12 protein-coding genes are annotated in these 16,187 nt (G+C 47.8%); 11 read left to right on the top strand and 1 reads right to left on the bottom strand.

Features of this window, described 5'->3' with window-relative positions; genetic code table 11:
- Positions 1 to 45: 45 nt before the first annotated feature.
- The 7 genes from metK (at position 46) to RS891_RS31760 (ending at position 13,304) form a co-directional block, all read left to right on the top strand.
- Positions 46 to 1,248 (top strand): methionine adenosyltransferase, encoded by a 1,203-nt coding sequence (metK, locus tag RS891_RS28685; protein ID WP_063567744.1) that lies wholly within the window; start codon positions 46 to 48, stop codon positions 1,246 to 1,248.
- A gap of 256 nt (positions 1,249 to 1,504) precedes the next feature.
- Positions 1,505 to 5,191: an Ig-like domain-containing protein gene (locus RS891_RS28680; protein ID WP_315793811.1), complete on the top strand. Its 3,687-nt coding sequence runs from the start codon at positions 1,505 to 1,507 to the stop codon at positions 5,189 to 5,191.
- A gap of 292 nt (positions 5,192 to 5,483) precedes the next feature.
- Positions 5,484 to 8,207, top strand: coding sequence for a stalk domain-containing protein (locus RS891_RS28675; RefSeq protein WP_315793810.1), 2,724 nt, complete (start codon positions 5,484 to 5,486; stop codon positions 8,205 to 8,207).
- A 47-nt stretch (positions 8,208 to 8,254) separates the two neighbouring features.
- The gene (locus RS891_RS28670) at positions 8,255 to 9,415 is read left to right on the top strand and encodes a sensor histidine kinase (protein ID WP_024631628.1); all 1,161 of its coding nucleotides are present in this window, start codon (positions 8,255 to 8,257) and stop codon (positions 9,413 to 9,415) included.
- Between the two features lie 4 nt (positions 9,416 to 9,419).
- Positions 9,420 to 10,142, top strand: coding sequence for a response regulator transcription factor (locus tag RS891_RS28665; protein ID WP_063567747.1), 723 nt, complete (start codon positions 9,420 to 9,422; stop codon positions 10,140 to 10,142).
- Between the two features lie 326 nt (positions 10,143 to 10,468).
- Entirely contained in the window at positions 10,469 to 10,849 is a 381-nt protein-coding gene (locus RS891_RS28660) for a hypothetical protein (RefSeq protein WP_315793809.1), read from the top strand.
- Positions 10,850 to 11,411: 562 nt separating this feature from the next.
- Positions 11,412 to 13,304, top strand: a complete 1,893-nt coding sequence (locus tag RS891_RS31760; RefSeq protein ID WP_397386872.1) for a helicase-related protein — start codon at positions 11,412 to 11,414, stop codon at positions 13,302 to 13,304.
- A gap of 15 nt (positions 13,305 to 13,319) precedes the next feature.
- Here the strand turns inward: RS891_RS31760 and RS891_RS28650 are convergent, their stop codons facing one another.
- Positions 13,320 to 13,586, bottom strand: coding sequence for a hypothetical protein (locus tag RS891_RS28650; RefSeq protein WP_315793807.1), 267 nt, complete (start codon positions 13,584 to 13,586; stop codon positions 13,320 to 13,322).
- Positions 13,587 to 14,031: 445 nt separating this feature from the next.
- Between RS891_RS28650 and RS891_RS28645 the strand changes: the two genes are divergently transcribed.
- The 4 genes from RS891_RS28645 to RS891_RS28630 all read left to right on the top strand — a co-directional run bounded on the left by RS891_RS28645 (position 14,032) and on the right by RS891_RS28630 (position 16,184).
- Positions 14,032 to 14,517: a ComF family protein gene (locus RS891_RS28645; protein WP_315793806.1), complete on the top strand. Its 486-nt coding sequence runs from the start codon at positions 14,032 to 14,034 to the stop codon at positions 14,515 to 14,517.
- A 313-nt stretch (positions 14,518 to 14,830) separates the two neighbouring features.
- Positions 14,831 to 15,238: a TIGR03826 family flagellar region protein gene (locus tag RS891_RS28640; protein ID WP_064641917.1), complete on the top strand. Its 408-nt coding sequence runs from the start codon at positions 14,831 to 14,833 to the stop codon at positions 15,236 to 15,238.
- A 152-nt stretch (positions 15,239 to 15,390) separates the two neighbouring features.
- Positions 15,391 to 15,675 (top strand): flagellar biosynthesis anti-sigma factor FlgM, encoded by a 285-nt coding sequence (flgM, locus tag RS891_RS28635; protein ID WP_064641918.1) that lies wholly within the window; start codon positions 15,391 to 15,393, stop codon positions 15,673 to 15,675.
- Positions 15,676 to 15,683: 8 nt separating this feature from the next.
- Positions 15,684 to 16,184, top strand: a complete 501-nt coding sequence (locus tag RS891_RS28630; RefSeq protein ID WP_315793805.1) for a flagellar protein FlgN — start codon at positions 15,684 to 15,686, stop codon at positions 16,182 to 16,184.
- Positions 16,185 to 16,187: the final 3 nt, after the last annotated feature.

Below are 16,187 nucleotides of genomic sequence, written 5' to 3'. Positions count from 1 at the left end.
TTCGGGCAATCGCCATACTACTCGTTATGGGAGGTTGAAACTTCAATGTCTATTAAAGGCCGACATCTATTCACATCGGAGTCTGTAACTGAAGGACATCCGGATAAAATTTGCGACCAGATCTCGGACGCCGTATTGGATGCGTTTCTAGCGAATGATCCAAATGCTCGTGTAGCGTGCGAAGTTTCCGTAGCTACAGGCCTTGTGCTTGTCATCGGTGAGATCAGCTCCGCGTCTGAATATGTGGACATTCCGTCCATCGTTCGTAATACGATTAAGGAAATCGGGTACACTCGTGCCAAGTTCGGTTTCGACTATAATACTTGTGCAGTCCTGACTTCTCTGAACGAGCAGTCTGCTGACATCGCCCAAGGCGTTAACGCAGCTCTGGAGAACCGTGACCCGGAACAAATGGCTCGCGAGACAGAGAACATTGGTGCTGGTGACCAAGGTCTGATGTTTGGTTTTGCAACGAACGAAACACCTGAACTTATGCCTTTGCCAATCGCATTATCGCACCGTATCGCTCGCCGTTTGGCTGAAGTGCGTAAAAACGGTACATTGGAATATCTTCGTCCAGATGGTAAAACTCAAGTAACGATTGAATACGACGGTGACAAACCGGTACGTGTTGATACAATCGTTGTGTCTACTCAGCATGCTGAAGAGACTCTACTTGCGCAGATCCAAAAAGACATCAAAGAACATGTAATTCTGCCTGTCGTTCCAGCTGAATTGCTGGATGAGCAGACTAAATATTTCATCAACCCAACAGGACGTTTCGTTATTGGCGGACCTCAAGGAGATGCAGGACTGACTGGACGTAAAATCATCGTTGATACCTATGGCGGTTATGCACGTCACGGCGGTGGCGCATTCTCCGGTAAAGATCCAACAAAAGTAGACCGTTCCGCAGCATATGCAGCTCGTTATGTAGCGAAAAACCTTATTGCTGCAGGTCTTGCCGACAAAGTGGAAATCCAGCTCGCTTATGCGATTGGAGTTGCCAACCCGGTATCGATCAACGTGGATACATACGGAACAGGCAAAGTCAGCGAAGAGAAATTGGTTGAGCTTGTGCGTAACAACTTCGATCTTCGTCCGGCTGGTATTATCCGTATGCTGGATCTGCGTCGCCCAATTTACAGACAAACAGCTGCTTACGGTCACTTCGGCCGTACAGACCTCGATGTACCTTGGGAACAAGTGGACAAAGCAGACGTTTTGAAAGAGCAAGCAGGTCTGTAAATTGATTCTGTAAATAGATAGAGACTCTAAGACCCCTGATTCTTATGAATTGGGGGTCTTTCTTGTTATAGAGCGCTATAAAATATACCAAGTTTTTGGACATCAAGAGCTGGAAGTTAGTGAAGTTGGATTACCGACCTCTAGCCTATCATTAATATGCAGTTATTTCTAAAAAAAACTGGGCATTTGACCGACATACATAAAGAGGTCTGCCTGTCAGATGATTAGGGAAATAGAGGTGAAAGGGGACATTGTTTTGAATAAAATACAAAGTTTAATGAAGAAGAGTGTAGTATGGGCACTGACTGTACTGCTTGTAATTACTGCATGGCCTATGGGAGGAATGAGTCATATCCGGGCTGCATCGGGATTGTCCGATCTAGGTATAACCAATACGATCCCAGCAGCAGGTGCGGTGGGTGTGAATGGTGCACAGCCTATTACGATTGAATTTAGTCAACCCGTCAAAAAAGGAACGGGAAATATCACGATTAAGCGGATAACGGATAATAAGGAAGCTGTCACGCCTGTTTCTGTATCCAATAGTACGGTCGCTGTTGATAACAGTGAAGATCCTTCTTCGCCATTTGGAACAACCGTGACGATCAGCGGTGTAAACCTTGCTGGAGGCGGATATTATGTACTTATTGATCAAGGCGCGTTTATGTATGCAGACGAGACTGCCTTCCCGGGTATTTCAGATGCGAGTCGATGGACCTTCTGGACAGCAGGGGTTGGAGCACCGACAGTCACTCAGTTATCACCTCTTAATTCAGCAACAGGCGTATTGCCTGCGGCAAATTTGAAATTAACTTTCAGTAAAGATGTATATCCTGCAAGTGGAACTTTTAATATTTACAAAAACAGTGACGACACATTGGTTGAATCGATTCCGGTGACTTCTTCTCAAGTTACGGGTGGAGGAACTTCAATTATAACTGTCGATCCTGCGAATAATATGGTGAACAACACTAAATATTATGTTGTTTTGACAGCAGGTGCTTTTCGGGATGCACAACAAAATGAATTATCTGCAATTGCCAAAGGAAGCTGGGCGTTTACCGTTTCAACGGATACTACCGCACTTACGGTATCATCCCTCTATCCTGCAGATGGAGCAACGAGCGCTCCAATCAATAGTGAATTGACCATTACGTTTAATAAAGAGCTGGATACCGCTTATATGGGGACAGTTACACTGCGCAAAGCAAGTGGCAGCACAGTGGCTGTTACACCCATTATCAATACCTCAAATTTGCGTCAGGTAAGAATCGTGCCACAAATGGCGCTGGAAAACAATACGATTTACTATGTAGATGTTGCAGCAGGGGGATTCAGGGATAAGGCAGGGAATGTATTTTCCGGTTTGACTGGAACGGCATCTTGGAGTTTCAAAACGTATACGAAGGACACGACGGCTCCAGTTCTTCAGACAGCAAAAATGTATACCAATACCATCATTAAGCTTACATATAATGAGACGTTGAACAGTTCCGTTTATCCGTTAACTTCGAGCTACACGGTAACGGTTAACGGCGAAGCCAGAACGGTAAGCTCTGCCTATATTTCTGGCGATAGCGTATATGTTGTGTTAGACACGGGCGTGGCTGTGGGCCAGATTGTACGTCTTTCCTATACGCCAGGTATTCGACCTGTACAGGATTCATCATCGAATTCTGCAGCATCGCTGTCAGGACGTGAAGTCGTGAACAGTTTGGACTCAGTCATGTCTAAACCCAAAAGCGGGTATGTAAGCGGAAGTACACTTACTTTGTATTTTCCTGAAAGTATCTACATCACAAATATAGATGCTAAAAATCAATTTACCGTAACGGCAAGTGGATCAAATGTAGGGATAAGTTCCATTTCATTAAGTAGCAGTTCTGCAGTGGTATTGTACCTTGATCGTAGTATCACTAACACAGAAGTTGTGAAAGTTTCCTATACACCGGGCTCTTACCCGCTAAAAGACTCACGCAGCCAGGCGCTAGCAAGCTTCAGCGATTTTTATGTACGTAACAGTCTCGATACAGTAGCTCCTGAATTTCAGAGTGCAGAAGTGAACGGTTCGAAGCTGATGATTAAGTATAACGAGGCTCTGAGTACAACAAATGTACCGCTAAAGAGTCAATTTTCTGTTCTAGTTAACGGTGCACCGCTCTATGTGACTGCTGTAGATATTCAGGATGATACGATTACGCTGACATTGGCTTCAGCTATTACATCGAATCAAAATGCCACTTTATCCTACGTACCGGGAGCGCTACGAGTAACAGACCTGAACGGAAACCCGGCTGGTTATATTAACCTGGTTCCGATTACGCAAACATCAGGGACTGGAAATGTGAAATCTGCGGTAATTCAAGGGGATACGGTTACGCTAACGTTTACTTCGAATCTGTTGACACAGTCCGGCTTGACGAATTCACAATTCGTAGTAAAGGCAAATGGAACATCCGTTAACGTACTTACAGCATCTTCGTCAGGTTCGTCAGTAGTGTTGAAACTGTCCACATCGGTTGCTGCTGGGCAAACGGTTACTCTATCCTATGCTCCAGAGTATGTCCCCCTTAGAGATAGCCAAAACCAAGTTGTGGCAGCATTTGGACCCATTACGTTAACCAACAATGCTAGCGGTTCAACAACGGGTTCCACAACATTACCAGCATGGCTGAGTGCGAGAGATGCCGTATTATTCGGTCAATCCATGTATGTGTTAAGCCCAGAAGCCGCTACCACTAGTTCCGTGCAATCCAGATACAGTCGTTCTATACATCAGTATTCTGTTGATGCAGACAAATTAACGCAAGGATTCCAATATGCAGCGAGTCTAGGCGGGGAATCACATATGCTGACTTTTGATGTCCCAACCACTGACACCGTAGCTTATGTGGCGCTCCCACTGAAGGGTCTTGAAGATAGCTATACACGTGACAAAAGTGCTGCTATAGGCATACGTCTTGCAGATGAGCTATGGATGATTCCTTTGTCCAAACTAAACTTCACTTCAATTGCCAACAGTGTAGGCAGTACAACGACTGAAGCGAAACTTATCGTTCAACTCGAACCAGTTCCCTCTACAGTTTCTGGCACAATGGATGGGGCGCTTGTTGGAGCCAATGCTCAGAAATTGTCAGCTTTGACGGACGTCTATATTGCAGCTTCCAGTCCTTACAAGACATCTGTAGAGCAGCAAGTAAACAGCGAACTGTGGATACGTCTGACAGGTACGGTTACAAGTGGAACTACAGGTTATGTTCAATTTGACAAAACGATAGCTCGATTATCGAATGTTCCTCATACTCCAGTGCAGTTGAATGGAGCCCTGGTATTAAAAGGGAAACTTACTGGTAATCAGACGGTTGTTGCCGCCCAACATATTGTGCGATTCTCTGATACCACATCTCATTGGGCAGGCACGGTTCTAGAAGAACTTGCTGCAAAATGGATCATTGATGGTCAAACCGGCACGAATTATCAGCCTGACATGAATATTACTCGTGCAGAGTTCGCGGTCATGGTTGCCAAAGGACTAGGGCTTACAGGGAGCCAGGAAACAGCTCAGCGTTTCGGTGATGTCTCTTATGGATCAACAACCAGTGCATACATCGGTGCTGCTGCCAAAGCGGGAATTATTACAGGGAATACAGATGGTACATTTAAACCTAACAATCTGATTACTCGTGAACAAATGGCAATTATGATGGTGCGTGCGCTGGATTATGGTGGGAAGTCTGTTACACTCAAGACGTCTGCCGCCTCAACATTAACCAAATTCAAGGATAACAAAAAGATCCAATCGAAGGAACAGGTGGCTAAGGCAGTTCAGGAAGGGGTCATCCAAGGGATGACATCAACAAGCTTCCAACCAACAGGTAATGCAACTCGTGCACAGGCAGCAGTGATGCTGAAGAGAGTATTAAATAAATTAGGGTATTTATAACTTCGATGCAATAAATCCAATCTATTCAATTCAATCTTCCTAGAGCAATAGCAATGATTATTTGTTAAGTGAACTTCGAATGTACATACAATTATGTACATTCGAAGTTTTTTTATTAAAAGCAGCTTATAAGATGGGGGTTATAACCTCAATGTTGGCTCGGGGCGTAACTTTTTCCACAAAAAGTAGTCTATTAATAGAAGAGTATACTAGAAATCTCGCTATCTGCTGCCACATGGCAGAGATCGTGATATCTAAGATTGATATACAAGATGGGAGAGACGTTTCAAACATGCTGGGGAAACAAGAGAAACGGCTGAACGACGTTAAGGGTAGCAAGGCGAAGAAATGGGCGATTGTGACGCTGGCAGGCGTGATCTGGATTGCACCGGTTCTGGGAGCGGGACAACAGGTGTGGTCGGGAAGTTCATGGCAGTCGGTGGCTGCAGCAGCTTCTACAACAACAAGCAAATTGAGCGAAGAAATTCTGACTTCGGGTGCGAAGTTGATGAAATACAATTATACAACGACACGTTCCGGCTCGAAGGTGAACGTACTGGCAGATGTCATTCAAGTGGATTTGCAAAATCCCTATGTGAAGCTGGATGTCATGACAGGCAAGGGCGGCAATCTGAATAGTAAACAAAGCACGGGTGGCATGGCTAAGGAAAATGGTGCAGTAGCCGCCGTGAACGGCGATTATTTCAATGTATCCGGGGAACTTGCCCCAATCGGTGGACAGGTCTCGGATGGGGTCCTCGTATCTACTCCATCCGAACTGTCAGGGATGTATGCCCTCACCGTAACCAAAGACGGCAAGCCAATGATTGATGAATATTCATTCGATGGCACCGTGAAGGCAGATGATGGTTCAACGTTTGCTTTGCGTGGGATAAATAAAGAGGACTACACGGTCGAATCGAGCTCGGTGAAGTACAGTCACGCCAATTCGATGTATATTTATACACCGGCTTGGACATCAACGAAGCGGCCGAATGATCCTTCCACAACACCAACCGAGGTACTTGTACAGAACGGTGTAATCACCCAAATTTCGGATAAAAAGGCGTTAAACATGACGGTGCCGGCAGATGGGTACATTTTGCGTGCGCATGGAACGGCAGCGACATGGATTATGACTCACTTGGCGGTAGGCCAGACGTTGAGTGCGGATTACAAGTTGAAAGCCAAAACGACGGGGGAGACCGTTGATCCTAGCAACCTGCAGATGATGATCGGAGGTCATACCATTCTGGTGAATGGTGGCAAGGCGGCTACTTTTTCCCGTGATATCGCTGCTTCCGGTATCGGTGGCATTCGTGCGAGAACAGCAGTCGGCTACTCTCAAGATGGTCGGTATGTCTACATTATTGCAGCGGAGAAAAACAGTAACAGCAGCGGTTTGTCGCTGACCGAACTGCAATCCTTCATGACCAGTATTGGTGTATGGAAAGGCATGAACTTGGACGGAGGCGGCTCCACAACGATGGTAACTCGTCCGCTTGGCGAGGAGACAGCAGGACTTACGTTCAACACGGAGTACGGTACAGAGCAGCGTCAGGTCGTAAACACGCTGGGCGTGTTCTCTACGGCTCCAGAAGGTAAGCTGAAGGGTTTTGCCGTGAGTGGTAGCCAAACATTGCTGGTAGGGCAAGAGGGCAAGTATACAGCCAAAGGATATGACACCTACTATAACCCGATTGCGACAGGCGATATTAAGATGACATGGAAATCGAGCAACAACGGCATTGTGAGTGTAAGCAATGGAACGATCAAAGGTGTAAAACCAGGCACAGCTACGCTGACTGCAACTAGTAATGGTGCTTCATCTTCCATTAAAGTTACCGTGCTGGGCGGAAGTGAACTGGCTTCGCTGACAGCCGGATCTGGCTTGGGATCGCTCCAAGCGGGCACAACGATTTCCATTCCAGTAACGGCGAAGACCAAAGACGGACAAAGTGTCACGGTGCCAGCGGACTCGCTGACTTGGGAATTTATTGGATTCAAAGGTAAAGTGGTTGCAGACCAATTAACCGTATCCTCTGTGAACTCCGGCGCTCAAGTTGGCTATGCGATCGGTCGTTATGACGGCTACAGCACGGTGGTTGTGCTTTCCGCTGCGGCAAGTGAAACAATGTGGGAGAACTTCGAGAATGTAAGCTACCCGATCAACTTCACGACCAACGCATCAGGTGTAACTGGATCGGCGTCCGTGACAGCGGGAACAGGTGAAAAAGCCGGCTCCAAGGTGCTGCAGCTGAGCTATGACATGACCGCAGGAATAGGGAAAATGTATGCATATGCCCAATTGAACGGTTCCACTGGCAAAGAAGTATCTGCAACTGCGACATCCATGTCGATGGATGTTATGGGAGATAAGAGTCTGAACTGGCTGCGTGCCGAATTTACGGATGCCAGTGGCAAAACGGTATATGCTGATCTCGCCAAGGCGATTGATTGGGACGGTTGGAAAAAGCTGAATGTGGACCTGAATGGGCTGAATATATCTTATCCGGCGAAGCTGAAACGGGTTTATGTGGTGAATGTGGAAGAAGGTCAGGATGAGCGTGCGAAGACAGGCACGGTTGCTTTTGACAACATTGCTTTCACCATGCCATCCAAATCCAGTGAAGTGGGCTTGCCTACAGGAACTGCTTCACTAGTGCTTGGACAGAAATCCATGACCGTAAACGGAACGAAAAAGGCAATTGATGCTGCGCCAGTACTGAAAAATGGTACAACATATGTCCCAATCAAGCATGTATTGGATGCTTTTGGTGGGCAGGCAAGCTGGGATAGCAAAAATCAACGGATTACCGTTGTGCGTGGCGGCAAGCTGATTGATCTGGTTGTTGGCCAGAAAGAATTCATCATCAATGGCAAAAGACAAAGTGCAACAGTAGCACCTTACGTATCTGGTGGTAGGACTTTAGTCCCTCTCAGACTCGTTTCAGAGCAGCTTGGACTGACTGTAAAATGGGAACAGAACACGAAGACCGTTACCATCTCATCGTGATATGGTATGATATATACCGGAAACGATAGAAATGGAGTCGAACAAACGTGGATTTACAAGCCGATGCCATAGACCGCGTCATAAAAAACGCCATACAAGTCATGGAAAACAGTAAATATCAAATGTTTGAGATTATGGACTCGACTCGGAATGAGCTGAAAACGCTGAACGAGGAATTGAAGTCGGTTCTGAAGGAGACGGCGGAAACGATCGAGAAAGTAGATCAATTGGAGCTCAACTACCGCCGCTCCAGAATCCGGCTAACTGAGGTTAGCCGCGACTTCGTCCGTTATTCCGAGCATGATATCAAGCAGGCGTATGAGAAAGCGACGCAGTTACAGCTGGATCTGATGATTTACCGTGAGAAGGAAATGTATCTGAAAGCCCGTCGGGATGATCTGCAGAAGCGTGCCAAAAATGTGGAAGCTTCCGTGGAGCGCGCCGAGACGATCGGTTCCCAGATGGGGGTTGTACTGGAGTATCTGTCGGGTGAGTTGGGTCAAGTGACCCGCATCATTGAATCCGCCAAAAATCGACAAATGATTGGTTTGAAAATAATTTTGGCCCAGGAAGAAGAGCGGAAACGTATTGCCCGTGAGATCCATGACGGACCTGCGCAGATGCTCGCAAATCTAGTACTTAGGACGGAAATTGTAGAAAGAATGCTCATAAAGCAGGATTTTAAGATGGTCCAGGCCGAAATAGTAGATTTGAAAGGCCAGGTTCGTTCGAGTCTTGGAGAAATGAGAAAAGTTATTTTCAATTTGCGTCCTATGGCACTGGATGACCTGGGATTGATTCCAACGCTTCGGAAGTACGTGCAGGATTTTGAAGAAAAAACAAAAATCCGCTCGCTTTTTGAAACGAGAGGCAAGGAACACCGTTTGTCTTCGGCAATGGAGGCTGCGATCTACCGCCTCGTGCAGGAAGGTCTGTCCAATGCTGCGAAGCATGCTTATCCCACTTATGTTGTAGTGGAAATTACATACCAGGCTCAGCTCGTTAAGATTGTCGTGCAGGACAATGGGCTTGGGTTCAAACCGGAGCTTCTTGCGAAGAAGAGCAAGGATCATACCCACTTCGGTCTGATTGGGATGAGAGAGCGGGTTGAACTGTTAGAAGGAAGAATAGAGATCGAATCCGCGGAAAATCAAGGAACCAAAATAGTGATTCATATCCCGACAAACGTGGATAAGGGAAAGGAGTAGCAGGATGGAAAACCGTGATACTGGCAAGACATCGATTAAAGTTCTTTTGGCTGATGATCATCAGCTGTTCCGTGAAGGTCTGAAACGCATTTTAAATATGGAGGACGACATTGAGGTCATCGGCGAATGCGGCGATGGGATTCAGGTGCTCGAATTCTGTAATCAGGATAAACCGGACATCGTCTTGATGGACATCAACATGCCTGTGGAAAACGGGGTTGAAGCGACGGAGAAATTGCGTGAGCTGTTCCCGGATGTCAAAGTCATTATCTTGTCTATTCATGATGATGAGAGTTATGTGTTCGAGACGCTGCGTAAAGGTGCTAATGGCTACCTGCTGAAAGATATGGAGGCCGAGTCCCTGATCAATGCGATTCGTTCCGTTCATGAAGGGCATGCATTCATCCACCCTAAAGTAACTGGCAAACTGATCATGCAGTTGCGTCGGATGACGTACCTTAATGAGACAGGGGCAATGAGCGAAGGAGCTTCCAAGGAAGCAGGCGTTAAATTTGTCGCTGGCGACAATAATCCGCTTACTCGTCGTGAGGCTGAAGTTCTGCGTCTGATGGCTGAAGGTAAGAGCAATAAAATGATTGGTGAGTTCCTGTTCATCAGTGAGAAAACAGTAAAAAACCATGTCAGCAGTATTCTGCAGAAGATGGAAGTGGACGATCGTACACAAGCGGTTATCAACTCGATCAAATATGGTTGGGTTACCCTTTAATATACGATTGTATTTAGATGCAGTTTGATTATAGCAATTATAGGATTCTGTTTACTCGCGCCCATTCCAGAATGTTGGACTGGTTAGCGGGTTAATGGACTTTATTACTGCAAATGAGCAAAGTGTGAAGTTAGGCGAACTTATGTTCAAGCTTCGGCATGAATGAGTGAACGACCTGGCCTGTCTTCTTCATCCGGTGTCGATCAGAATGGAATATGCGCGTTTTGGATTTGCAAGTGTAACCCTTCGGGGGATGCAGCATATACTGCTGTATACAGGGATGTTCGCCATGGGTGAGCATGACCTTCCGAGGAGGTGCAGTTGCCATGGTTGCTCATCTGACTATGATTCTGCTCATATACTTCCTGGCGGCAATGGCCGTTCATGCCATGCACCAGCGCCATCTTTCCCGTCCGGACCCCGAAGGCTACGAGCAGATTATGCTCATTCCTTCCAATCAGGAGCAGCGGATTGAAGGCATTGTAAGAGCGCTTTGCCGGGAATTATTTTACCGTGGAAAGAGCTTCACATTGACGGTTGTCGCTGATCGTACGGAAGCCGAAACGGTTCGTATTATTGAGAAGCTTATGCTTAGGCAAGGAATGGAGCTATCCTACTTGTCCGCTGTCCCTTCCGATATGGAACAGGGCAATCAGACCGGGAAGCGTTCTATTCGCCTTATCGATTTGCGTGAGCCAAAGCAGTAGATGCTTTTTTTGCAACAGTTGGGTCCATTAATCGTGCAAGCTGCTGAGACAGACTGGCTAAAGCGTGTCATCAGTCAGAATGCACTTTCAATGAAGTTATGCCAGCTTGCCCAAATAAGCGTGAATTTCATCATGTTTGAGGTTAAAGATTACAGCTTATGCTGTAGTCTTTTTTTGTCATTGTAGCCAAGCTTGCTGTTAAATTAAATATGGGTTTTTATGCAATCTATGGTTATTGTCCCTGTTGGAGACTTGTGGGGATCGCAGGACGAACCTTTTTGAAATCAGAACTCTTAAGTTAAAAGTATAGACGATGCAGATTGGAAAAAGTTTCGCATGATCAAAGAAAGATTATCGCTACTCATTGAATGGGTAAAATGATCGTAACGATTGCTTTTGGAAACTACACGACTTGTGGGAGAACTGCATAATTGATATAGTGATAATACAAATGGATATTGAATGTATGAGATATGGACATGAGGCACATGCTCCGACGAATAGTCGGTGGGCATGTGCTTTTTTTGTGTTTCGGGACATGGAGGATGAGGGAGGAGAGCGGATGAAGGGTGGTTTGTATGTGTGCAGAGTTAGAGAAGAGTGGAAGATGGTGTTGTCACTGGATATCGGAGTGGATGTGGCATGGTGGCTTGAGGGGGTGAGCGGACAGCGGGTGCTGCGATGGTTGCTGTTACGCAGGGAGGTGCCTTTAAGTCAGGCCTCATGGATGGTAGAGAATTTTGAGGTGGAGCGAGGAATGGATCAGTGGGGAGGGGAGCATTGGCAGGTGTATATGCGACGCAAACTGGGAGAGTATGAGCGGGCTTCCGGGGAACTGGAGGCTAGGGGAGAGATGGCGGGCAAAGCGGGGATTACTGCGGAAAGAGGTGCGGAGGTGGGCGGGATGCCAGAGTCGTATCCCGCCGGGGAGTGGGCTCAGCTGGAGTGGGGCGCGGCCCTGCTGGCTGAGCGGCTTCGCGGCCGCCAATTGCTGGCGGCCGAGGCAGAGGCGCTGCTGGCGGACACGGCGCCGCAGCTTGCCTCGGTTTGGCGCGCGGCTGCGCAGCTCGCGCACCTGCGTGGGCGGCTGAGCATAACAGCCGCCCTGGAAGGGCCTGCCACGCGGCGGCAACGCCTCGCGTGGCTTGGTCGCGCGCATAGCGCGCCCCGCTGCCGCCGATGCGGCAGCTTTGCCGGGCAGCGCGTGCCCTGCGCTGCCTGCGGCCTGGCGGCGTGCGCATACTGCGAGGCTTGCCTCGCGCTGGGGCGCAGCCGTGCCTGTGCGCTGCTGCTGCGCAGCGCAGCGCCAGGGGCCATGCCACGCGGTGCATCGCAGCGTGGCACGGCCGTTATCCCCACCGAGGGCGAACTTGCCCGGTGGGGGCTTAGCCCTGCGCAGAGCGCGGCGGCTGCCGCGGCGCTGGCGTTTTTGGCCCGGCCATCCGCAGGGGATGGGCCGGGGCGGTTTTTGCTGTGGGCCGTAACCGGGGCCGGCAAGACGGAAATGATTTTCCCACTGCTCCAATACATATTAGAGCACGGTGGACGAGCGCTTGTTGCTACGCCGCGCCGGGATGTCGTGCTGGAGCTTGCTCCTCGTTTGGCAAAGGCATTCCCTGACATCTCGCTCGCTACGCTATACGGAGGCAGCACCGAGCGCTGGAAAGACGCACATCTCACACTCGCGACCACGCACCAACTGATGCGTTTTTACCAGGCATTCGATCTAGTCATTATCGACGAACTCGATGCATTTCCCTACCATAATGATCCCATGCTCGCTCATGCGGCGGCGTCTTCGTGCAAGCCTGATGGCCATTTTGTGTACCTGTCCGCTACGCCACCAGCTAGACTACAGCGGGAGGCAGCGCAAGGAAAACTCACTCACGCCAAAGTTCCAGTCCGCTTCCATCGCTTTCCTTTACCCGTACCACGTCTATTGAAAATGCCCACCGTCGCCGAGTGTATTCGTAAGCGAGAGCTGCCCGCCACACTAAAAAAGAGCATTCAATCCTCCTTGCTACGGGAAGCTCAGGTATTTGTTTTTGTGACACGGATCGCTCAGATTGAGGCATTTGTAAATCTCATGCGTCGCATGTTTCCACACATTCATATCGAAGGAACATCATCCCAAGATCCGGATCGTGCGAGCAAGGTTATTGCTTTTCGTGAACGGACCATACGCTTGCTCGTGACCACTACTATCTTGGAGCGAGGCGTCACCATTCCACGTAGCGATGTATTTATTTTGGATGCGGACAATGGCCTCTTTGACGAAGCTTCTCTGGTACAGATGGCGGGCAGAGCAGGTCGCTCCATGGATGATCCGGCAGGAAGAGTCGTCTTCGCATCATCCCGCCGTACGCGTTCCCAAGTGAAAGCGGTGGCCCAGATCCAAAAGATGAACAACATCGCAAAACGAAAAGGCTACCTTCACCCGCCAACTCACCAATAGATACTTAGGGAGGCATCATCCAATGTCGAACTGGCTAAGCAGCATCACTGACCACCTGCACCAACTCACCCATCGCCTGCATGGATTACTCGCCCCACCCGGAGCGACTTGTCTAACCTGTGGTACACGAGCCATATTGTCTCCGATATACCCCGGCATCTGTCCGCGTTGTGTGCAGCAAATTCCATGGATTCGTTCCATCCGCTGTCTGCGTTGTGGTCGAGGGATCGGCTGCCCGGACTGCGTCCGCCCACACATGCAAAACCGTTCTTTCATTTGCAACCGCAGCGCCGTCCAGTATAACGCTCTAATGAAGGAATGGATTGGGATGTACAAATTCAGAGGCCACGAGCGCTACGCGCCACTGTTAACGGCTCTTATTATTCAAGCATTTCAAGCAATGAGTGAAGAACTCAACCCTGTTTTGGCAAAAGAAACCCTGGCCCCCGTGGCTCATCCCGCCACGCCTGCTCAATACCAGGTGGCTGCCAATTCACATCCACCTGGCTCGAGTGCGTCAACAAACGCTCTCGTTCACCGACCTGACGGGCGCGTAACAGCGCCCACGCCCATTCACTTACCTGCCGCGTTAGTGCCCGTGCATATACACGCGCAACACAACAGCCACAGCTCAGACGCGTACTACACGCATGCTCATCCCGGAGCAGCGACCCGCAGCCGCCAGTCGCTGCTCCAAAACAATAAGCCGCGATGGCGGCCAGACGCCGTGACCTATGTCCCCGTCAGCAACGAACGCCTTGCCGAGCGCGGCTTCAACCAGGCCGAGCGGCTCGCAGCAGGACTTGCCGCAGCCGTCCGCCTGCCTGTGGTTGATCTGCTGCAGCGTCGAATCAACACCACCAAACAAAGCTTCAAAACACGTGGCGAGCGCATCCAGACGATGCAGGATGCTTTTGCCATGCAGCCGGATGGACTGGAGTTGATGCTTGACCTCTATCAAGCCAACTCTCAATTCGCGCAAAAGTATATGCATTCACAGCCGGTTAATTCATATACGATTGGAGAAGGAGCCTCTTCGAATTTCAAACCAACACCACAAAGCTGGCCAATTCCTCCCTTGCGATTGCTGATAGTTGATGATATCTACACAACGGGTAGTACACTGGATGCCTGCGGGCTGGTAATCTTGAACGCTGGATCTTCTATTAACCTTCCAATAGAGATTTACACGCTGACTTTGGCCAGATCCTAAGTTTAAAGAATCCATAAGTGGTTATGAAAAATGAATATTATATTTAACGTGATGCCTGTCTCCATTACAGGTGATTATTTTACTGATTTTTGAAATAATATCATATCTGGGCTTATGTTCATCAGTTCTTCAATTGAGAAAGATTAATGTGTAATTCTGCAAATACAACTTGTTCAATATCCATAAGATTGCGCATACATGCATTTTAACCCATTGCTATGTTTGCAATAGACTATGGCTTGATGTGTGAAAATAAGGTAATGTATAATTATTATCCATTCGGAAAAGGAAGTATGAGAGGGGCGTTTTAGCAATGAATCTGGGTAATTGTCCTCGCTGCGGCAGATTATATGCGTTGAATTTTCGGGATGTATGTTCGAACTGTATCAAAGAAATTGAGCAGGAATACCAGACATGCGTAGACTACCTACGTGAGAATAAGGGTACCAATATACAGGAATTATCTGATGCAACGGAGATTTCGATTAAGCAAATCACCCGCTTTATTCGGGAGGGTCGGATTTCCATCGAAAACGCCCCTAACATGATGTATCCTTGTGAAGTATGTGGAACGCTGATTCGTGAAGGACATATGTGTGATTCATGTCGAAGCCGCTTGACCAAAGATTTGGCAGGAGCAGCCCGTGAAGTAGGTCAGAAGGATAACAATAATATAGGCGGGCGAGCCTACAATGCTGTCGACAAACTGCGAGATTCATAGGAGCGAGGGCTTAAATACAGTTTTTGCTATAACAAATGTTTTGGAACGTACCGATAAACTTATTAAAGATTATCGGTTTTTTTTATTATCTCAATCATTCAATAACATAAAGATAATGTAAAAAATCCTAGGGTAAAGGAAGTGTAGTTTGTATGAAAATCAATGAACCAAATCGAATTGGTGCTATCAATTCCTATCAGAGAAACGTTGAATCCAATCAGCAGGCTGATGCCAAAAAGAGCCGCCGTAAGGACGAAGTATCCATTTCTCCGGAGGCGATGAAGATGCTTGAGGAACAAGGTCGTACACAGGACGCAGGCCGCACACAACGTATTCAGGAATTAAAGGAACAGGTGAATTCGGGAACTTATCAAGTAGACAGCCAGAAGCTTGCAGAGAAGCTCGCTCCATACTTTAAGAACTTCCCTAATCAATAGGAGGACACATGGCAATTGAATCGATAATTGATGTACTTGAACAGTTGGAAGCCGCACATGTGGAGATGCTTGAGCTGGGGGAACGGAAGAAGGAAGCTGTTGTTGCCAACAAAGTTGATATCCTGATTTCTCTAATTAACCAGGAATCTAAACTGCTGAAAAGGATTGAGTTGATCGAGCAGCAAAGAATTCTGGCAGTCCACCAGTTTCTGGAGGAACGTGGTATTAAGTCCAAGTTAAATCTGACCATTAGTGAGTTGACAAGACTGGTCTTTGATACCGCAGAGAAAAAGAGGCTTCTTCAAGCTCAAACTTCATTAACAGATGTGCTAGAAAAGGTGAAATATCTTAATGAATCCAATCAACAGCTTATCAAGCAGTCGCTCTCGTACATCGACTTTTTTATTGAGACAATGTCATTTCATGCTGAATCAGAAGCCACGTATCAGAATCCTTTAGAGAAATCTTATGGTGTAGCTCGCTCTGGTCTTTTTGATACTCGTGGTTAACAA

It is taken from the genome of Paenibacillus sp. BIC5C1, from assembly GCF_032399705.1.
Lineage (GTDB): Bacteria > Bacillota > Bacilli > Paenibacillales > Paenibacillaceae > Paenibacillus > Paenibacillus taichungensis_A.
The sequence above is the reverse complement of the archived record's forward strand: the minus strand, read 5'-3'. Positions and strand labels throughout refer to the sequence as shown.

Bases quoted from the DNA above. Each gene is read 5' to 3' on its own strand.
- RS891_RS28660 (WP_315793809.1), top strand. From the start codon at position 10,469: ATGGTTGCTCATCTGACTATGATTCTGCTCATATACTTCCTGGCGGCA.
- metK (WP_063567744.1), top strand. From the start codon at position 46: ATGTCTATTAAAGGCCGACATCTATTCACATCGGAGTCTGTAACTGAA.
- RS891_RS28630 (WP_315793805.1), top strand. From the start codon at position 15,684: ATGGCAATTGAATCGATAATTGATGTACTTGAACAGTTGGAAGCCGCA.
- RS891_RS31760 (WP_397386872.1), top strand. From the start codon at position 11,412: ATGAAGGGTGGTTTGTATGTGTGCAGAGTTAGAGAAGAGTGGAAGATG.
- RS891_RS28675 (WP_315793810.1), top strand. From the start codon at position 5,484: ATGCTGGGGAAACAAGAGAAACGGCTGAACGACGTTAAGGGTAGCAAG.
- RS891_RS28640 (WP_064641917.1), top strand. From the start codon at position 14,831: ATGAATCTGGGTAATTGTCCTCGCTGCGGCAGATTATATGCGTTGAAT.
- RS891_RS28665 (WP_063567747.1), top strand. From the start codon at position 9,420: ATGGAAAACCGTGATACTGGCAAGACATCGATTAAAGTTCTTTTGGCT.
- flgM (WP_064641918.1), top strand. From the start codon at position 15,391: ATGAAAATCAATGAACCAAATCGAATTGGTGCTATCAATTCCTATCAG.